General features: G+C 39.9%; 18 protein-coding genes. 3 read left to right on the top strand and 15 right to left on the bottom strand.

What is annotated here, in order from left to right; translation table 11 throughout:
* Nucleotides 1-10 precede the first annotated feature (10 nt).
* The 14 genes from ptsG to yceD form a co-directional block, all read right to left on the bottom strand.
* Complete coding sequence (ptsG, locus tag GNP81_RS04275; RefSeq protein WP_005420108.1) at nt 11-1,438, bottom strand: PTS glucose transporter subunit IIBC; 1,428 nt, start codon at nt 1,436-1,438, stop codon at nt 11-13.
* Nucleotides 1,439-1,887: 449 nt separating this feature from the next.
* Nucleotides 1,888-2,658, bottom strand: a complete 771-nt coding sequence (locus GNP81_RS04270) for a TatD family hydrolase (RefSeq protein ID WP_336495439.1) — start codon at nt 2,656-2,658, stop codon at nt 1,888-1,890.
* Nucleotides 2,648-3,631: a DNA polymerase III subunit delta' gene (gene holB, locus GNP81_RS04265; protein ID WP_155673613.1), complete on the bottom strand. Its 984-nt coding sequence runs from the start codon at nt 3,629-3,631 to the stop codon at nt 2,648-2,650. Before holB ends, GNP81_RS04270 begins: the two co-directional genes overlap by 11 nt.
* Nucleotides 3,621-4,253, bottom strand: a complete 633-nt coding sequence (gene tmk, locus GNP81_RS04260; protein WP_155673612.1) for a dTMP kinase — start codon at nt 4,251-4,253, stop codon at nt 3,621-3,623. Before tmk ends, holB begins: the two co-directional genes overlap by 11 nt.
* Nucleotides 4,254-4,255: 2 nt before the next feature.
* Nucleotides 4,256-5,266 (bottom strand): endolytic transglycosylase MltG, encoded by a 1,011-nt coding sequence (gene mltG / locus GNP81_RS04255; RefSeq protein WP_063669426.1) that lies wholly within the window; start codon nt 5,264-5,266, stop codon nt 4,256-4,258.
* Complete coding sequence (gene pabC, locus GNP81_RS04250) at nt 5,260-6,066, bottom strand: aminodeoxychorismate lyase (RefSeq protein ID WP_155673611.1); 807 nt, start codon at nt 6,064-6,066, stop codon at nt 5,260-5,262. Before pabC ends, mltG begins: the two co-directional genes overlap by 7 nt.
* Nucleotides 6,067-6,178: 112 nt before the next feature.
* Entirely contained in the window at nt 6,179-7,423 is a 1,245-nt protein-coding gene (gene fabF / locus GNP81_RS04245) for a beta-ketoacyl-ACP synthase II (RefSeq protein WP_336495438.1), read from the bottom strand.
* 91 nt (nt 7,424-7,514) lie between these two features.
* Complete coding sequence (gene acpP / locus GNP81_RS04240) at nt 7,515-7,748, bottom strand: acyl carrier protein (protein WP_004737381.1); 234 nt, start codon at nt 7,746-7,748, stop codon at nt 7,515-7,517.
* A 169-nt stretch (nt 7,749-7,917) separates the two neighbouring features.
* Complete coding sequence (gene fabG / locus GNP81_RS04235) at nt 7,918-8,652, bottom strand: 3-oxoacyl-ACP reductase FabG (protein ID WP_196587345.1); 735 nt, start codon at nt 8,650-8,652, stop codon at nt 7,918-7,920.
* A gap of 19 nt (nt 8,653-8,671) precedes the next feature.
* On the bottom strand, nt 8,672-9,595 hold the full coding sequence (gene fabD / locus GNP81_RS04230) for an ACP S-malonyltransferase (protein WP_155670539.1): 924 nt from the start codon (nt 9,593-9,595) through the stop codon (nt 8,672-8,674).
* 66 nt (nt 9,596-9,661) lie between these two features.
* Nucleotides 9,662-10,615 (bottom strand): beta-ketoacyl-ACP synthase III, encoded by a 954-nt coding sequence (locus tag GNP81_RS04225; protein ID WP_005420128.1) that lies wholly within the window; start codon nt 10,613-10,615, stop codon nt 9,662-9,664.
* A 5-nt stretch (nt 10,616-10,620) separates the two neighbouring features.
* Nucleotides 10,621-11,646 (bottom strand): phosphate acyltransferase PlsX, encoded by a 1,026-nt coding sequence (plsX, locus tag GNP81_RS04220; RefSeq protein ID WP_005420134.1) that lies wholly within the window; start codon nt 11,644-11,646, stop codon nt 10,621-10,623.
* A gap of 10 nt (nt 11,647-11,656) precedes the next feature.
* Nucleotides 11,657-11,827: a 50S ribosomal protein L32 gene (rpmF, locus tag GNP81_RS04215; RefSeq protein WP_005420138.1), complete on the bottom strand. Its 171-nt coding sequence runs from the start codon at nt 11,825-11,827 to the stop codon at nt 11,657-11,659.
* Nucleotides 11,828-11,843: 16 nt separating this feature from the next.
* Nucleotides 11,844-12,365 (bottom strand): 23S rRNA accumulation protein YceD, encoded by a 522-nt coding sequence (yceD, locus tag GNP81_RS04210; RefSeq protein WP_005420140.1) that lies wholly within the window; start codon nt 12,363-12,365, stop codon nt 11,844-11,846.
* Nucleotides 12,366-12,662: 297 nt separating this feature from the next.
* Here yceD and GNP81_RS04205 point away from each other — a divergent pair, with 297 nt between their 5' ends.
* Nucleotides 12,663-13,244, top strand: a complete 582-nt coding sequence (locus tag GNP81_RS04205; protein ID WP_155670543.1) for a Maf family protein — start codon at nt 12,663-12,665, stop codon at nt 13,242-13,244.
* Nucleotides 13,245-13,322: 78 nt separating this feature from the next.
* On the opposite strand, the gene rluC is transcribed toward GNP81_RS04205, so the two are convergent.
* The gene (gene rluC, locus GNP81_RS04200; protein WP_005420144.1) at nt 13,323-14,270 is read right to left on the bottom strand and encodes a 23S rRNA pseudouridine(955/2504/2580) synthase RluC; all 948 of its coding nucleotides are present in this window, start codon (nt 14,268-14,270) and stop codon (nt 13,323-13,325) included.
* A 443-nt stretch (nt 14,271-14,713) separates the two neighbouring features.
* Here rluC and rne point away from each other — a divergent pair, with 443 nt between their 5' ends.
* Nucleotides 14,714-17,707, top strand: coding sequence for a ribonuclease E (gene rne / locus GNP81_RS04195; RefSeq protein ID WP_155673609.1), 2,994 nt, complete (start codon nt 14,714-14,716; stop codon nt 17,705-17,707).
* 176 nt (nt 17,708-17,883) lie between these two features.
* Nucleotides 17,884-19,431, top strand: coding sequence for a SulP family inorganic anion transporter (locus GNP81_RS04190; protein WP_155673608.1), 1,548 nt, complete (start codon nt 17,884-17,886; stop codon nt 19,429-19,431).
* Nucleotides 19,432-19,505: the final 74 nt, after the last annotated feature.

The raw sequence follows: 19,505 nt of genomic DNA, 5'->3' as shown, positions 1-19,505 counted from the left end.
CAATGATGAATTAGTTGTTGCTAATCCACTCATTCATGTCTGTTTTAAGGTTATCAGACTTAGTACCGAAGATAGCTTGTACACCAGAACCAGCTACAACAACACCAGCAGCGCCAAGTTGTTTTAGTTTATCTTGGTTTACAGCTTCAACATTCGCTACAGAAACACGTAGACGAGTGATACAAGCATCAAGGTTAGTGATGTTTTCTTTACCACCGAATGCAGCAACTAATTCACCAGCTAGTTCAGAACCAGTTACTTTAGTAGCAGTATCATCTTCATCTTCACGACCAGGTGTTTTTAGGTTCATTGCTTTGATTACAGCGCGGAATACTACGTAGTAAACAACAGCATAAACAAGACCAAGACCAACAAGAAGAAGCATATTCTCAGCACGTGGAGATTGAACAACGAAGTCAATGAAACCATTTGAGAATGTGTGACCGTGAACGATACCTAGTGCGTTAGTTAGCATGTATGCAACACCAGCTAATACAGCGTGGATAGCGTACAGTACAGGAGCAACGAATAGGAATGCGAATTCGATTGGTTCAGTAATACCTGTTAGGAATGAAGTTAACGCTGCAGATGCCATGATACCCATTACTTTAGCGCGGTTTTCAGGTTTTGCTGAGTGTGCAATTGCGATTGCAGCAGCAGGAAGACCGAACATTTTGAATAAGTAACCACCAGCTAGTTGACCGAAACCGTTACCCGCTGCACGAGATGCGTCATCAGCAGTTAGGAAGCAGGTCATAATACCATTTACGTGCTCACCAGCATTGTTTACACAAGAACCAGCTTCGTAGAAGAACGGTACGTTCCAGATATGGTGTAGACCAAAAGGAATTAGAGAACGTTCAATAACACCGTAGATACCGAATGCAGCTACTGGGTTTTGGTGTGCAGCCCAGTCAGAGAATGCTGCAATAGCACCACCGATTGGAGGCCATACAACTGATAGGATAAGACCTAGAGCGATAGATGCAAAACCAGTTACGATTGGCACAGCACGCTTACCAGCGAAGAAACCTAGGTATTCAGGAAGTTGAATACGGTAGAACTTGTTGAATGCCCAACCAGCAACACCACCAGCAAGGATACCACCAAGAACACCTGTCTCGATGCCATCAACACCCATTACAGTTGCCATTACTTTTAATGTAGCAACCATGATGCCGTAACCAACAACAGCAGCTAGACCAGCAACACCATCGTTGTTTGTAAAACCAAGTGCAGTACCAACGGCAAATAGCAGAGCCATTTGACCGAATACTGAACCACCAGCTTGTTCCATTAAGTGAGAAACCACTTCTGGAAGGAAACTAAAGTTGGCCGCACCAACCCCTAAAAGAATACCAGCAACAGGAAGAACTGATACAGGCAGCATTAGCGCCTTACCAACTTTCTGTAGACTAGCAAAAAGGTGTTTAAACATGTTTTGCTCCTAATATTTATAACTACAATTTGGATTTAATTATCTACTTATTAATCACGGCAATATCCCCCTTGCCTTTGATGCAATTAATAAATTGTAAATAATCGTATCTCAAATCAAACTGCGCTAAATATAGACCTATGCAAAACCAGTTTCTAGCATGTTTTCATTTATTGTTTTAAAACCCTGCAGTGATCACAAAAGCAAGGCTTAGAAATTTCTTCCCATAAAAACAAATTTAAACTCAAGGTATTGATTTAAAAGAAATTATATCAAAAAAATCAAAAACTGAAATGTTATTTTTAGCAACAAAAATAGATAGTACAAATATAATACAAACGAAAACGTTTACGTATCGTTATCGGTATAAAAAACAGGGTTAAATCCGTAAAACATAAAAAAAGGAGACCTAAGCCTCCTTTATCGATTACTTTGCCATCAATATCTAATTATTTGTTCAAAAAAAGATTTTTAAAGTTATTGGTTGTTACCTGTGCAACTTCTTCAACACTTTTCCCTTTAAGTAAAGCAATATATGCTGCCACTTCTTTCACGTATGCAGGCTGATTTTCCTTTCCGCGAAAAGGTACAGGAGCTAAATAAGGAGAGTCCGTCTCAACTAATAAACGCTCAAGAGGAAGGCGACGCACCACATCTTTCAGCTCGGATGCTTTATTAAAAGTAACAATCCCTGAAATTGAAATGTAAAAGCCAAGTTCCATCGCAGCTTCTGCGAAAGCCCAATCTTCAGTAAAACAGTGAATTACCCCACCGCATTTATCTGCTTTACCATTTTTTAGAATAGCTAGAGTGTCTTCTCTTGCTTGTCTAGTATGAATAATTAATGGCTTATTATATTCAACAGCAACCTCAACTTGCTGCTCAAACAGGTCTCTCTGACGTGGTGCACTTTCTGGCTGATAAAAATAATCTAACCCGGTCTCACCAATAGCGATAACACGTTCATGTGCCGCATATTGACGAAAAAGTGACAAATCAAATGCAGAGTCGACATCTAATGGATGAATACCACAAGACGCATGAACTTCTGGGTATTCTGCTATCATATTCATCATATTCGGAAAGGCATCTAAGGTAACACCTACTGTTAAAAACTGCTCGACTCCTTGTTTCTTCGCTTTATCAAGTACATCTGCAACATTTACATGTAAGTCATCATAATTTAATTTATCTAAATGACAGTGTGAATCAATTAACACTCAACTCTCCAGTAAACTCAAACATCCATTGAGTTAGTAGTAATTCTTTATTTAATCCTGGGAAACTATTTAACTGCTCTTGTAATGAGTTTAATGCAATATATTGCTTATAAACCACATTACTCGATAATGTTTTTGCTAAACCCTCAACAACTCTTGTTTCATCACAATGAACCCAAGGCTGCATTATTCCCATTTGTCTTTTCTGAATATCAGCAAGTAAATAACTGAGCCAAGTTAAACCTTCATGTTCAAGTTTTAGAAGGGTTTTGACAATATCAGCAGTCTGGCAAAAATCACTTCTTACACAAGCTTCAAAATCCGACAATAACTGCTTATGCAGTGCTTGCTTCTTATCTTGATAAAAGCTTTTCACTGCTAATGGAAGTGAATCATTCAAAGCAATAGACTGCATTGATACCGAAAGGTTCTCTGTCTCTTGAAGCCAAGCTGCAATCGATTCAGCATCGACTTTCGATTGATGCCATACCTGACAACGACTACGTATTGTTGGTAACAAATGATGGGGCGAATCCGCCAACAATACAAATTGACAATTTTTCGGTGGCGCTTCTAATGTCTTAAGTAATGCATTCGCTGCCGACTCTGTCATTTTTTCTGCAGGATCAATGATGATCACTCGCTTAGCGTTAAATTGCGAGGACTCTAAAGCCCATGAATTACATTGGCGTATCTGTTCCACTGAAATTGATTTACCTTCAGTTTCAGGTTTTATCCAATGCAAATCAGGATGAGTTTGTGATTCAATTAACTCACAGCTGTGACAAAAACCACATGGTTCGATACCTTGCGTTAGACACAGTAATGTATCTGCAAAATACTGAACTAATGCTTCTCTTCCCGCACCTATAGGCATAGCGCATAAAATAGCATGAGGAAGTCGATCATTTTGAATCAACTGCTGCCACTGTTGCCATAAGCTTGTCTGCCAAGGATAAAGTTTAGTAGCCATTATTCACTAACCAAGCTTCTAAAGCGGTAATAATTGATTGTGTTACCGTCTCCAAGTCCTGACCTGCATCAATAGTAATAATGCTTTCATCACTATTTGCAAATTCTAAATAACGCTCACGGCTTCTTTCAAAAAAATCCAATTTCATTTGTTCAATTCTATCAAGCTCACCGCGTGCCGATGCTCGTTGCAAACCTAATTTAGGGTCAATATCCATGTAAATAGTTAAATCAGGTTTAAAATCACCTAGTACAGTATTTCTCATGGTCATCATTAGATCACGGTCAAATCCACGACCACCACCTTGGTATGCTTGTGAAGATAAATCATGACGATCACCAACAACCCATTCACCTTTTGCAAGAGCAGGCTTAATCACGTTTCCAACTAACTGAGCACGAGCAGCATAAAGAAGAAGCAATTCTGCCATATCAGTTAATGGCTCATCAGGATGACCCTGTTTAACCAATTCACGCATTTTCTCGGCAAGAGGCGTTCCACCTGGCTCACGCGTTGTAACTGGTGACGTAATACCGTGTTTTGCTAATGTAGATAGTACGTTCTTAATTGCTGTACTTTTACCTGCGCCTTCTAGGCCTTCGATTACAATAAATTTAGACATGATTAATTTCTTAAGGTTCTTAAGTAAGCTCTAACCGCTTTGTTATGCTCAACTAATGATTTAGTGAATTTATGACCGCCAGTGCCATCAGCGACAAAATATAGGTACCGACTAGTTTCAGGGTGCAGTGCTGCTTTTATTGAAGCAGGACCAGCCATTGCTATAGGTGTTGGTGGTAGCCCATTAATTGTGTAAGTATTGTAAGCCGTAGGTGTTCGTAGATCTTTCTTACGAATATTACCGTCGTATTTGTCACCCATACCATAGATAACTGTCGGATCAGTTTGTAAACGCATACCACGCTTTAAACGGTTAACAAAAACAGATGAAACTCGCTCTCTCTCAGAATCAATTGCCGTTTCTTTTTCAATAATAGACGCCAGAATTAATGCTTCATAAGAAGATTTTAACGGTAAATTAGCTGACTTTGTTTTCCATTCTGCATCTAATAATGTTGTTAATGCTTTATGAGAACGCTCTAAAATATCAAAATCGCTCATACCTGCGGTGTAATGGTATGTCTCAGCTAAAAATAAGCCTTCCAATTTAGTTCGTTCAATACCCAACTTGTTTGCAATTTCTTTTTCTGACATGCCCTCAAGCTCATGCTCTAGATAAGGAGCTTGTTCCAGTTGTTGTTGCCATTCAGAAAAGCGACTTCCTTCTACAAAAGTAATTGAGAACTGATGTTCTTTACCTGTTTTTAGCTGAGTTAACACATCTGCAAGTGTTTGGTTTGGCTCAACCCAATAAGTACCTGCTTTAATATTCGTTAGTTGCGGAGAGACTTTATGAGTAAACCGTGCCCATTTAGCATCAGATATCCATTTATTTTCTTCAAATTGACGAATGAGTTTTCGATAACTTGTTCCAGGTTTTACTTCAACAAGTTGAGCGTTCTCTAGCATTACAGGTTGTTGTGTAAAATTGATTGCCTGCTGATAAGCCCAAAAGCCCGCACCAAGTGCAGCGACTGCTAAAAATAAAATAATGATAATTAGTTTTTTCAACACGAGTACAGTTTCTCCTGAAACCAATGAGTTAATGTATGTTTGGTAAAATGAATTTCTTTGATCTTATTTATCGGTACAACTTCAAATAAGGAGTTAGTGATAAAAACTTCATCCGCATTTGCAAGCGTATCAATATTACAATGTACTGATTCTATGTCGATATGATGACTCTTAGCAATGTCACTAATGTGAGTCTTCATCACCCCTTCAACACCTGCTAATGATAAATTAGGGGTAAATATTCTATCATCCTTAATCCAAAAAATGTTTCCTATCGTTGTCTCAACGATGTTGTTATTAATATCGAGAACAATGACATCTAAGTAATCTGTTTTCTTCACTGATTGTTTTATTAGTACTTGCTCTAGGCGGTTTAGATGTTTCATTCCTGCTAAGAGTGGATTAAGTCCTAGATGAATATCGGATATCCCTAAATCTATGCCTTTTTGTTGCCATTCTTGATATTCAACAGGCAGTGTAAAAGTAGACACAATCACTTGCGTGTTTGTACATCCTTCTGGGGAGTAACCACGCCCACCACTTCCTCTTGTTATTAAGATTTTAATGCCACCATTTATTACTTTAGAAGCAAGCTTAATCATTTGTACTTCAAGTACACACCAATCTGGCTCCGTTATACCTAAACGCTCTGCTGATGTTTTAAGTCGAGTTAAGTGCAGTTCCCACAAGCAAATCTTCTTATTTAATACCTTCATGGTAGTAAAAAAGCCATCACCATACTGAGTTGCTCGATCACTGATTGGTAGTGATTCAGATTCCATTCCATTAACCCAAAACATGACAACTCCTAACCAACAGACTAATAAATAAAAAGGCGGTTTGATATAATATCAAACCGCCTTTAAAGTGTAACTGACTCTTGGAAACTAGTTAAGCTTCACAAACAAGTTATTACATTTTCTTGAAGATTAGTGAACCGTTTGTACCACCAAAACCGAATGAGTTACAGATTGCGTATTCCATATCTGTTACTTTGCGAGCAGTGTGTGGAACAAGGTCAATATCTAAACCTTCTTCAGGATCATCAAGATTGATTGTTGGTGGAACCATTTGATCAACCAAAGACATCGCTGTGATGATTGCTTCAACAGAACCCGCAGCACCTAAAAGGTGACCAGTCATTGATTTTGTTGAAGATACTAAAACTTGTTTAGAGCCAGCTTCACCAAGAGCACGTTTAATGCCTTTAATTTCAGCTACATCACCAGCAGGAGTAGACGTACCGTGTGCATTTACGTAACCGATTTGTTCACCTGTTACGCCAGCATCACGCATCGCAGCTTCCATAGCTAACGCACCACCAGAACCATCTGGCGTTGGCGAAGTCATATGGTAAGCATCACCGCTCATACCAAAACCTACAAGTTCACAGTAGATCTTAGCACCACGAGCTTTAGCGTGTTCATACTCTTCAAGAACCATCATGCCAGCACCATCACCTAGAACAAAACCATCACGGTTTTTGTCCCAAGGACGAGATGCGCCTTGAGGGTTTTCATTATTTGTAGATAGTGCTTTTGCTGCACCAAAACCACCCATACCTAGCTCTGTAGATGCTTTTTCTGCACCACCAGCTAGCATTGCATCAGCATCACCATAAGCGATCATACGTGCAGCATGACCAATATTATGAAGACCTGTAGTACAAGCAGTTGAAATTGCGATATTTGGACCACGTAAACCACGGATAATCGACATATGACCTGCGATCATATTAACGATGGTAGAAGGCACGAAAAACGGGCTGATCTTACGAGGACCTTTTTCACTGAATGCTTTGTAGCCAGCTTCAATTAAGCCAAGGCCACCAATACCTGAACCAATTGCTGCACCGATACGGTGAGCATTTTCTTCAGTAACTTTAAAACCCGAGTCATCTAATGCCTGAATGCCAGCAGCTACGCCGTATTGGATAAATAAATCCATCTTACGAGCGTCTTTCTTAGACATGTACTCTTCAGCATTAAAGTCTTGAACTAGACCTGCAAAACGAGTAGTAAACTCAGTGGTGTCAAAGTGTTCGATATTAACGATACCGCTTTGGCCTGCTAACAGCGCTTTCCAAGATGCTTCAACAGTGTTACCCACCGGTGTTAGCATACCCATGCCTGTAACAACTACACGACGTTTGGACACGATATATTTCTCCGGAATTAATTGAAATTAGATAGGGATTTGTTGCGTATAAAAACTCAGGCGGTCAAGATGACCGCCTGGAGGGTATTTCTTACTGTGCGCTAGTTACGTAGTCGATAGCAGCTTGAACAGTAGTGATCTTCTCAGCTTCTTCATCTGGAATCTCAGTATCAAACTCTTCTTCTAGAGCCATTACTAGCTCAACTGTGTCTAGTGAGTCTGCACCTAGGTCATCAACAAATGATGCTTCGTTTTTAACTTCAGCTTCATCCACACCTAGTTGTTCAACGATGATTTTCTTTACGCGTTCTTCAAGATTACTCATTTTTTATTTTCCTAATTACAGATTCGCTGATTTGCGATACTTGCTGTATTTTATTCATTAATAAGAAAGTTGCAAGGCCAACATTGCTGGTCAAACCACGATTTTCGTGATTTTTAGTGCAATTTTGACTCAGAATTGACCTAAGTCACCCTTAAATCAATTCTATGAATTAAACCATGTACATGCCGCCATTTACGTGCAGTGTTTCGCCCGTAATGTATGCCGCTTCTGGAGAAGCCAAAAATACCACCGCTGATGCGATTTCTTTTGGATCACCTAGACGTCCAGCTGGTACTGATGATAGTGTTGCAGCTCGTTGGTCATCATTCAAGGCTTTTGTCATATCTGTTTCAATAAAACCTGGTGCAACAGTATTTACTGTTACGCCACGTGAAGCAACTTCACGAGCCATAGACTTAGTAAAACCAATTACACCTGCTTTTGCAGCTGCATAGTTAGTTTGACCAGCGTTACCCATTGTACCAACAACAGAACCAACGTTAATGATACGACCGTTACGTTTCTTCATCATGCCACGAAGAACCGCTTTTGATAAACGGAAAATAGACGTTAAGTTAGTATCCATGATATCTGTCCACTCATCGTCTTTCATACGCATAAGTAGGTTATCACGAGTAATACCCGCATTGTTTACCAAGATATCAATCGCACCAAACTCATCGTTAATGCTTTTTAGTACAGACTCAATCGACTCTACATCAGTTACATTTAAAGCAAGACCTTTACCGTTCTCACCTAGGTATTCACTGATTGCTGCAGCGCCACCTTCAGATGTCGCTGTACCAATCACTGTTGCGCCACGAGATACAAGTAGTTCAGCAATTGAACGACCAATACCACGGCTTGCACCAGTAACTAAGGCAATTTTGCCTTCTAGATTCATCATTTTATTTTCCCTTTAATTACTTAGCAGCTTCAAGTGAAGCAGCATCATTTACCGCTGCTGCGCTAAGTGACTTAACGATGCGTTTCGTTAGACCAGTTAATACTTTACCTGGACCAACTTCGTATAACGTTTCAACGCCTTGTTCTGCCATATTTTCAACAACTTCAGTCCAACGAACTGGGCCGTATAATTGACGAACTAGTGCATCTTTGATTTTTGCAGGATCAGTTTCTGCAATAACATCAACATTATTAATTACTGGTAATGCTGGTGTGTTGAATTCGATATTTTCTAATGCTACAGCCAATTTATCTGCTGCTGGTTTCATTAGTGCACAGTGTGAAGGTACTGACACTGGTAAAGGAAGAGCACGTTTTGCACCCGCTTCTTTACATAATACGCCTGCACGTTCAACTGCATCTTTGTTACCAGCGATAACCACTTGGCCTGGAGAGTTAAAGTTTACAGGTGAAACTACTTCACCTTGTGCAGCTTCTTCACATGCTTTAGCAATTGATTCATTATCTAAACCAATAATTGCATACATGGCACCAACACCTGCAGGAACCGCTTCTTGCATTAATTGGCCACGCAATTCTACTAATTTAATCGCTTCTTTAAAGTCAATGACACCCGCACAAACAAGCGCTGAATATTCACCAAGGCTATGACCAGCTAATACTGATGGTTGAGCCAAACCTTGTTCTTGCCATACACGCCATAATGCAACAGACGTTGCTAACAATGCAGGCTGCGTACGGAAAGTTTGATTTAAATCTTCTGCTGGTCCATTTTGAACTAAAGACCATAAGTCATAACCTAATGCGTCAGATGCTTCTGCAAATGTTTGAGTTACCACTTCGTGTTGCTCACCTAATTCAGCAAGCATGCCAACAGCTTGAGAGCCTTGGCCTGGAAAAACGATAGCAAAATTGCTCATGAATATTATTTCCTTTAAATAAGCTTATTTAAGAGAGTTAACCACACATAGGGTTAACCTCTAAATTTAAAACTTAACCAGAGCCGAGCCCCAAGTAAACCCACCACCAAATGCTTCAAGTAGTAGAGTTTGACCTCGTTGAATTCGGCCATCACGTACCGCTTCATCTAACGCTGTAGGAACAGTCGCAGCTGAAGTGTTACCGTGGCGGTCTAGAGTTACAACAACTTGATCCATCGACATTGATAGTTTCTTTGCTGTCGCTTTAATAATTCGTAAGTTAGCTTGATGAGGAACCAGCCAATCAAGTTCAGATTTATCCATCTGATTTTCTTGAAGTGTTTCTTTTACCAAGTTAGACAGTTGAGTTACTGCTACTTTAAATACTTCATTACCAGCCATATATAGCCACTTGTCTGCTTCTTCATTCTTACGAGAAGGAACAGGTAATGAAAGTAATTCACCAAACTTACCATCAGCATGTAAATGTGTTGAGATAATGCCAGGTTCTTCACTTTGTCCTAAGACAACAGCGCCTGCACCATCACCAAATAAAATGATAGTTGAGCGGTCTTCTGGATCACAAGTATGAGAAACAGCATCAGAACCAATAACAAGTACGTTCTTTGCCATGCCTGTTTTAATGTGTTGGTCTGCAACGCTTAATGCATAAACAAAACCTGAACATGCTGCTGATAAATCAAATGCAGGACAGCCTTGAATACCTAATAAACCTTGAACTTCACACGCTGCAGATGGAAATGAGTACGTAGGCGTACTTGTTGCCAAAATAATAAGATCAATATCGTTCTTATCAATACCAGCCATTTCAATTGCATTTACAGAAGCAAGGTGAGCCATTGTAGCTACCGATTCATCTTCACCAGCAATGCGACGTTCACTAATACCAGTTCGAGCTAAGATCCACTCATCACTAGTATCGACCATTTTTTCTAAATCCGCATTTGAGCGAATTTGTGCTGGTAAATAGCTACCAGTACCTAAAATTTTGCTATACATGAAGACTAATAATGCCTCTCGAGTAAAACTGCCTCCAAGCGATCACTAATACGGTTAGGTATTTGTCGCTTGACCTCATGAACCGCTTCCTTGATGGCATTGTTAAAGGCAGATACATCTGCGCTTCCATGACTTTTAACAACAATGCCGCGCAATCCTATCAGACTTGCGCCGTTATACTGGTCGGGGTTCAGCCCTTTTAAGCAAGAAATGACATCACCAAAGAGCCATTTCGCTATAAATTGTTTAAATTTTGATGTGATCAGGTGTGATTTTAGTTGATCTAAAAATAAATGCGCTACACCTTCACTTGTTTTCAAGCAAACATTCCCAACAAAGCCATCACACACTACTACATCTGCAATGCCTTGATAAAGCTTATCACCTTCAATATAACCGATAAATTCAATATCTTGGCATTGATTTAACATTTCAGCGCAACGTTTAATCTGATCGTTACCCTTAATCTCTTCTTCACCAATATTTAATAATGCGACTTTGGCTTTACGTTTCAATGTTTGCTCAGCTAATTCTGAACCCATTACCGCAAACTGAAAAAGGGTTTCAGCATCGCATGAAACATTAGCACCAAGATCTAACATCCAAGTTCTTTGATTATTTTTAGTTGGTAAAGGGCTAATTAGCGCAGGACGTTCGACACCAGGAAGAAGCTTTAATGTAAATCGAGATAATCCCATCAGCGCACCTGTATTACCGGCACTAATGCACGCATCTGCTTCTTTATTTGCGACCATATCAATGGCCATTCGCATTGAGCTTCCGCGACTGTGACGTAGGGCTTTTGAAGGTTGTGTGTTATTGCCTATAACGCTTTCGCTATGAACAATAGAAAATCTTGAGTTGGGGATATAATTTAGATGTGTCAGTTGTGTAGAAATCGCGTCACGATCTCCAATAACTGTGATTTTTAGCTCTGGGAATTGTGACAATGCCTGCACGGCGGCAGGCACTGTAACTTGGGGACCGAAGTCCCCACCCATCGCATCAATTGCAATGGTTAGCTGCTGCAAAGCGTCAACCTTACTTGTTGATTACCTTGCGGCCACGGTAGTAACCGTCAGCTGTAACGTTGTGACGAAGGTGAGTTTCGCCACTTGTTGCGTCTACAGATACTGCACTTGTAGTTAGTGCATCGTGTGAACGACGCATGCCACGCATTGAACGTGATTTCTTGCTCTTTTGTACGGCCATGGACCCTACTCCTCAATTACTGTTGTTTTAAAGATTTTAAAACATCAAACGGATTCGGTTTCTCTTCCTCTTCAGGAATTTCGCCAAATACCAAATTGTTAGATTTGACCTGACAATCTTCAATGTCATGCATAGCGACTTGCGGCAACGCTAGAATAAACTCGTCAGTTACCAGCTCAACGAGATCGACTTCACCAAACTCATTTAAATCTACAAGCTCATAGTCCTCAGGAACTAAAGCTGCCTTCTCTTCGCTTAAAAAAGGCGTGTAGGTAAATGATACGCTTAGATGATGTTCGAAATTTTCATTACAGCGTTGACATTCCAACAACACATCGACGTCAGCTTTACCAGAGATAACGGCTAGTCGTTGTTCGTCAACTTTAAATGACAAAGTGACTTCAGCATCACTTTTCACATCTACAGTAGATTCAGCTAAACGCTTTAAAATACTAGACTGGATGATTCCATCGTAGTCCATTCTTTTTTGAGCAGTTCGAGCAGCATCAACTGTTCGTGGTAATTTTACCTTTTGCATAGGGCGCGCATCTTATCTTTCTAAAGCCTTCGAGTCAAAGAAAAATGGCACAAATTTATGCTTTTTTTCTTCCCAGTTGCTATTTCAGCAGAGTTATACCAATGTAATTAATTAGATGATCTATTTATTACACAGGAAAATCACTTAAGAGTAAGGCAAAAAATATTATAAGTAGTTATTCTACAATGCTATTTTTTAACGCGGCTATTAAGAGATTTAACCAGTAATAATAAGCAGATAATTACTGGAATTGGTATTACTAATAATAAACGAAAAATTTGAGAAGAAGAACCCATTATGCAATCAAAACTTATTCTTGCCTCTACATCCCCATTCCGTAAAGAGATCTTGTCAAAGATCCAACTGGATTTTGATGCAATTTCACCCGTTTGTGATGAAACTCCGCTGAAAAATGAATCACCTATCAATTTAGTGACTCGTTTAGCAGAGACAAAAGCGAATTCATGTGGCATTGAAGATCCAAATTATTTGATAATTGGATCCGACCAAGTTTGTGTGATTAACGGAAAAATTATCGGTAAACCACTTACGCGTGAAAAAGCCGTACAACAACTAGAAGAAGCAAGTGGCCAAAAAATTACGTTTTATACAGGCCTTTCAGTATTTAATACCACAACAAAACAAGCAGAAACCATCTGTGAAGAGTTCAATGTTTATTTCAAAAAACTAAGCCGTCAACAAATTGAAAACTATGTAGACAAAGAAGAACCGTTTTATTGCGCAGGAAGCTTTAAGTGTGAAGGTTTAGGCATTGCCTTATTTGAGAAATTAGAAGGAAAAGATCCAAATACGCTAATTGGATTACCGTTAATCTCTCTTATCGATATGTTAGAGAAACAGGGCCTTAACGTTTTGTAATTAATAAAAAAGCGATAAGTAACAATCTACTTATCGCTTCTAGCATGTCAATTAATTATATAAACTTACATCGTTAAATTAATTTTTACTGCGTAAGCCTTTTAGTACACGTTCTAGTTTTGCTTCCATAGGTGCACTAATATCCATTAACTCTTCCGTCGCAGGATGAGTGAACTTGATGTTTGCAGCATGCAAAAATAAACGGTCTAAACCAAACTGGCCTGTATACGCATCAAATCGACGATCACCATAACGGTCATCCCAACCAATTGGGTGCCCCGTATATTGTGTATGAACACGAATTTGGTGTGTACGCCCTGTTATTGGACTCGCTTGAATTAATGTTGCTTGTTCGAATTTCTCAAGCACTTTAAATCGAGTCTCAGACGGTTTTCCGTTTGGGTTAACACGAACAATACTATTCACTTCGTTTTTTAGTAATGGAGCATTAACAACCTTGCAGCTGTTTTTCCATTGTCCCATCACCAATGCAAAATAATATTTCTGTACTGTTTTATTTCTAAACTGTTCTTGAAGTCGACGCAGAGCCGAACGTTTCTTCGCAACTAATAAGATACCAGACGTATCACGGTCAATTCGGTGTACTAATTCTAAAAAACGAGCATCAGGTCGCAAAGCTCGTAATGCTTCAATCGCACCAAATTTTAAACCACTACCGCCATGCACTGCTGTACCTGATGGTTTATTTAAAATTAAAACATGATCATCTTCGTAAATAATACAATGTTCAAGCTCTGCTACTTTGCCTAATTTTACATTAGGAAGATCTGGTGCAGTTGATTCCGGCACTTTTACTGGAGGAATACGAACTACGTCGCCTTCTTGCAGTTTATATTCAGGCTTAATACGTTTTTTATTTACACGTACTTCTCCCTTACGCACGATTCGATAAATCATACTTTTAGGAACATTTTTTAAGCGGGCAAGAAGAAAATTATCGATTCGTTGCCCTGCAAAATCGTCATCAATATCGACGAATTGCACTTTTGGTTTATCATCATTCATTGGAGCATTCTACTGCTATATTCTCATTTGATGAAATTTTTTTAACTCAGATCTAAATAATGAAGATTGCTGCGATTTCATCTGACTGTTATAGTTGCACTCTGAAATTAGCCCAGATGGCTATTTCTTCACCTTGGTGAGCATAAAAGCACCAACACGAACTAAAAATATACTGCTCAAACGCAGTGATGCAGCAATTGGCGTAAGACATCTGTACTGCTTTGAGTTTTTTTGCTTGTTATGCCTAAACCATTTTTGATGTTTTAACGACCGTGAATTATTGCGGATCAGCACTGTTAATTAATGGTGTTGATGTGGATTGTGCCCTAGAGCATCCCTGAGTTCCAGCCGTGAGGCTGCACATGTAATCAGCCTTGGGATCTGGCACCATTTGAAATGGATTAAGATACACAAGCTCGACAATTTGTAATGAGTATTCACTAATGAAAAGAATGTTGATTAACGCAACCCAAAAGGAAGAGTTGCGCGTCGCATTAGTTGATGGCCAACGCCTTTTCGATCTAGATATCGAAAGTCCTGGTCACGAATCTAAAAAAGCTAATATTTATAAAGGCAAAATCACACGTATCGAACCAAGCTTGGAAGCAGCTTTCGTTGATTACGGCGCTGATCGCCATGGTTTCCTTCCCCTTAAGGAAATCGCAAAAGAATATTTCCCTCAAGGCTACACATATCAAGGTCGTCCAAACATTAAGGACGTTTTGAAAGAAGGCCAAGAAGTTATTGTTCAAGTTGAAAAAGAAGAGCGTGGAAACAAAGGCGCAGCTTTAACAACGTTCATTTCTCTTGCTGGTAGTTACCTTGTTCTTATGCCAAACAACCCTCGTGCTGGCGGTATTTCTCGTCGTATCGAAGGTGAAGAGCGCACTCAATTAAAAGCAGCATTAAGCACATTAGAACTACCTCAAGGTATGGGACTAATTGTACGTACTGCTGGTGTTGGTAAATCAGCTGAAGAACTTGAGTGGGATTTAAATGTTCTACTGAACCACTGGGAAGCAGTTAAGCACGCTTCTGAATCAAACCAAGCTCCTTTCCTAATTCACCAAGAAAGTAACGTAATTGTTCGCGCAATTCGTGATTACTTACGCCGTGATATTGGTGAAATCTTAATTGATAGTCCGAAAATCTTTGATCGTGCACGTCAACATATTCAACTTATTCGCCCAGATTTCTTATCTCGCGTTAAATTGTATGAAGGCGAAGTTCCTCTGTTTAGTCACTACCAAATCGAAAGCCAAATTGAATCGGCATTTGAACGTGAAGTTCGCCTTCCATCTGGTGGCTCTATCGTTATTGACCCAACAGAAGCATTAACATCGATTGATATCAACTCTGCTCGTGCAACGAAAGGTGGTGATATTGAAGAAACGGCCCTAAATACAAACCTTGAAGCTGCTGACGAAATTGCACGTCAATTACGTTTACGTGACTTAGGTGGTTTAGTGGTTATCGACTTTATCGATATGACGCCAGTTCGTCACCAACGAGAAGTTGAAAACCGTATGCGTGAAGCCGTTCGTATGGATCGTGCTCGTGTTCAAATCGGTCGTATTTCTCGTTTCGGTCTTCTAGAAATGTCTCGCCAACGCTTAAGCCCGTCTTTAGCAGAAGCAAGCCACCATATTTGTCCTCGTTGTACGGGTACTGGTGTGGTTCGTGATAACGAATCTCTAGCACTGTCTGTTCTACGTCTAATTGAAGAAGAATCATTAAAAGACAATACAACACAAGTTCTTGCTGTTGTTCCTGTTTCTATTGCTTCTTACTTATTGAATGAAAAACGTCGTTCAGTTCAGCATATTGAAAAATTCCATGATGTTCGTGTCATTATTGTTCCTAACTCTGATATGGAAACACCTCATTTTGAAGTGATCCGTATCCGTGATGGTGAAGAGCAAGAAATGCTGTCTTACCTTCTTCCTAAGAAGCTAGAAGCACTACGTGAAGCGGAATCAAAAGAAGCTCCAATTGTAAATATTGCTCCTAAGAAACGTGAAGAACCTGTTCTTCAAGGTTTCAGTGCACCAACTCAGGCTGCACCAGTAGCAAAAGCACAACCAGAGAAAAAAGCAGAAGTAAAAACTGAAGAGAAACCTGGCATTATCAGCCGTTTCTTCAAAGCGATTGCTAACTTCTTCGCTGCTCCTGATGCATCAGAAAAAACTGAAAAGAAAGTTGAAGAAGAGAAACCTGCTCAACCTCAACGTCGTAATCAAAATCGTAATAATGATCGTCGTCGCAATAACGAAAACGGTCGTAATAACCGCAACAATCGTCGTAACGGCAATGATAACCGTAACGAAAATCGTCGTGGTAAAAAACAAGACGATGCGAATGCAACAACAGGTAAGCAAGTTAAAGCAAATGATAACAAGCCAACTAAACAACCTAAAGTACGCAAAGAAATTGCAGAACAAGGTCTTAAATTAGCGGCTGATGCACAACAAGCTCCTGCTCAAAATACTGAGAAACAAACTGAAAAACGTGAAAAAACGGCACAAGTTAAACAACGTCGTCAACGTCGTCAGTTACAAAAGAAAGTGCGTACAGGTAAAGCAGTTGAAGCTGAAACAGATGCAGTTGTAGCAACAGCACCAGTAGAAGCACAACAAGCAAATACTGAAGCAAATACAGAGAAAAACACTGAACGTAAAGAAGGCCAACGTCGTAACCGTCGTTCACCTCGTCACCTTCGTGCAAGTGGTCAGCGCCGTCGTCGTCGCGATCGTCGCCCTGTAAACCCTTCACGCTTATCTTCTGGTGTTGCATCTCCTGAAATGGCGATGGGTAAAGCTTACCCTGATTTCGCTCGTATTCTTGAAATGAAACAAGCGAAACAACGCCAGCAAGAGAAGTTCGTAGATAACGAAACTCAAGCAGCTCAAGATAAAGCACAGAAAGTGACTGTTCAAGTTGGCGGTGTTGCTTTCCCTGAAATGGCAATGGGTAAAGTTCTACTTCCTTATGTTGAAGCATCTGTAGCTCCAATTGAAGAAGTTGTACAAACGCCTGTTATTGAAGACGTGAAAGAGATAACTCCAGCACCAGTTGAAGCCACTGTGACTGAAGCTCCAATTGTTACTCCTGTAGTAGACGTCGTTGCAGAAGCACCTGTTGAGCCAACGTTAGCGGTAGCCGACGTAAATGAAGTTCCAGTTGCTGAAGTTGCTGTAGAAACTCTTGTTGAAGTTGAAGAAGTACAACCTATTGTTGAAACTAAGGTTGCACCAAAAACTCAATACAAAGGACATGCTTCTTCTGGTATGACAAAAGCAACAGGCCCAACAGAGATTAAAGAGATCACTGTTACTGCTGCTGAATTCAGAACAGAGCGCTTTGCACCTAAGCAGGCGGGCAGCCAAACAGCTACTTCTCAAGCAAGTGCTGCAATGGCAAAAACTGCAGGTTTATAATTTTTTAGGCAAACGCCTTTAAAATAAATAACCAATAAAATTAAGCAAGTTACGTTTCGACGTAACTTGCTTTTTTTATATCTAATTCCGAATAAACATTGAAGTTCATCACGCTTTTCTGTACGATTCGCCGCACACTATGCTTGAAAAACAACCAAAGAAGATATCTAAAAAACATGTTTGAATTTCCAAAATTTTCTAATCATTCCGTAAAGAATGATGTCTTATCAGGTCTGACCGTTGCGCTAGCCTTGGTTCCTGAAGCTGTAGCTTTTGCTTTTGTAGCAGGTGTTGACCCAATGGTTGGTCTATATGCTGCCTTCATCGTAGGCTTAATTACTTCTCTTATTGGCGGCCGCCCAGGCATGATCTCTGGTGCTACAGGTGCGATGGCAGTTGTAATGGTTAGCTTAGTAGCAGTTCACGGCGTTCAGTACCTTTTTGCAGCCATTATGCTCGCCGGTATCCTTCAAATTTCAGCTGGTTTATTTAAACTTGGTAAATTCATTCGTATCGTTCCTCACCCAGTAATGATAGGGTTTGTGAACGGCCTTGCTATTGTTATCTTCCTTGCTCAACTTGGTCAATTTAAAGCACCCGATGCATTAGGTAACCTTGATTGGCTTCAAGGCGATCAAATGATATTAATGCTAGGTCTTGTTGCTGTAACTATGGCTATCATTCATTTCTTACCGAAATTAACAACAGCGGTTCCATCTTCTTTAGTTGCTATTATTGTTGTTACTGGTTTAGTACAGGGTTTAGATTTAGATACTCGTACCGTTGTTGATTTCCTACGAACAATGAGTGGTAATGATACCGCGACACTTGCAGGATCTTTACCAACATTTGCACTGCCGGTTGTTCCTCTGTCATTGGAAACACTGTACATCATATTCCCATACGCGCTTATCTTAGCGGCTATCGGTTTAATTGAGTCTCTTCTAACATTAACTGTAATTGACGAAATGACAGGTACTCGTGGTCAATCAAACCGTGAATGTGTTGGTCAAGGTGTAGCAAACATCACTTGTTCTGTGTTTGGAGCTATGGGTGGTTGTGCAATGATTGGTCAATCAATGATTAACGTAAACTCAGGTGGTCGTGGTCGTCTATCTGGTATCGTTGCAGCTGTAATGCTATTGGTCTTCATTTTATTTGCTTCATCACTAATTGAAATGATCCCTCTAGCTGCTCTTGTTGGTGTTATGTTCATGGTAGTTATTGGGACATTTGAATGGGCAACATTCAAACTGGCACGTCGTGTACCAAAACAAGACTTCTTCGTGATTGTACTAGTAACTGTGGTAACTGTGTTTACTGACCTTGCGGTCGCTGTGGCAGTAGGTGTAATTGCATCAGCACTTATGTTTGCATGGCAACACGCTAAACACATCTTCTCTACAAACTCTGTAAACGAAGAAGGTTCTAAAGTTTATGAAATTAATGGTCCAATTTTCTTTGGCTCAGCAGCAAACTTCTTAGAGTTATTTGATGTTGAAAATGATCCTCAAGACATCATTATTGACTTCGCAGCATCACGTGTTGTTGACCATTCAGCTATTGAAGCCGTTGATACTATCGCTGAGCGTTACTCTAAAGCAGGTAAAAAAGTGCATCTTCGTCACTTAAGCCAAGATTGCCATGCTCTTCTAAACAAAGCAGGTAGCTTAGTTGAAATCAATGTACAAGAAGACCCTATCTATAAAGTTGTGAGTCAATAATTAGGCATATAATTCAAATTCATTGATAGACTTTAGAAATCCCGATATGGTTCTCCTATCGGGATTTTTTATAT

It is taken from the genome of Aliivibrio fischeri (genome assembly GCF_009727955.1).
Classification (GTDB): domain Bacteria; phylum Pseudomonadota; class Gammaproteobacteria; order Enterobacterales; family Vibrionaceae; genus Aliivibrio; species Aliivibrio fischeri_A.
This window is presented reverse-complemented; position numbering and strand designations above follow the sequence as displayed.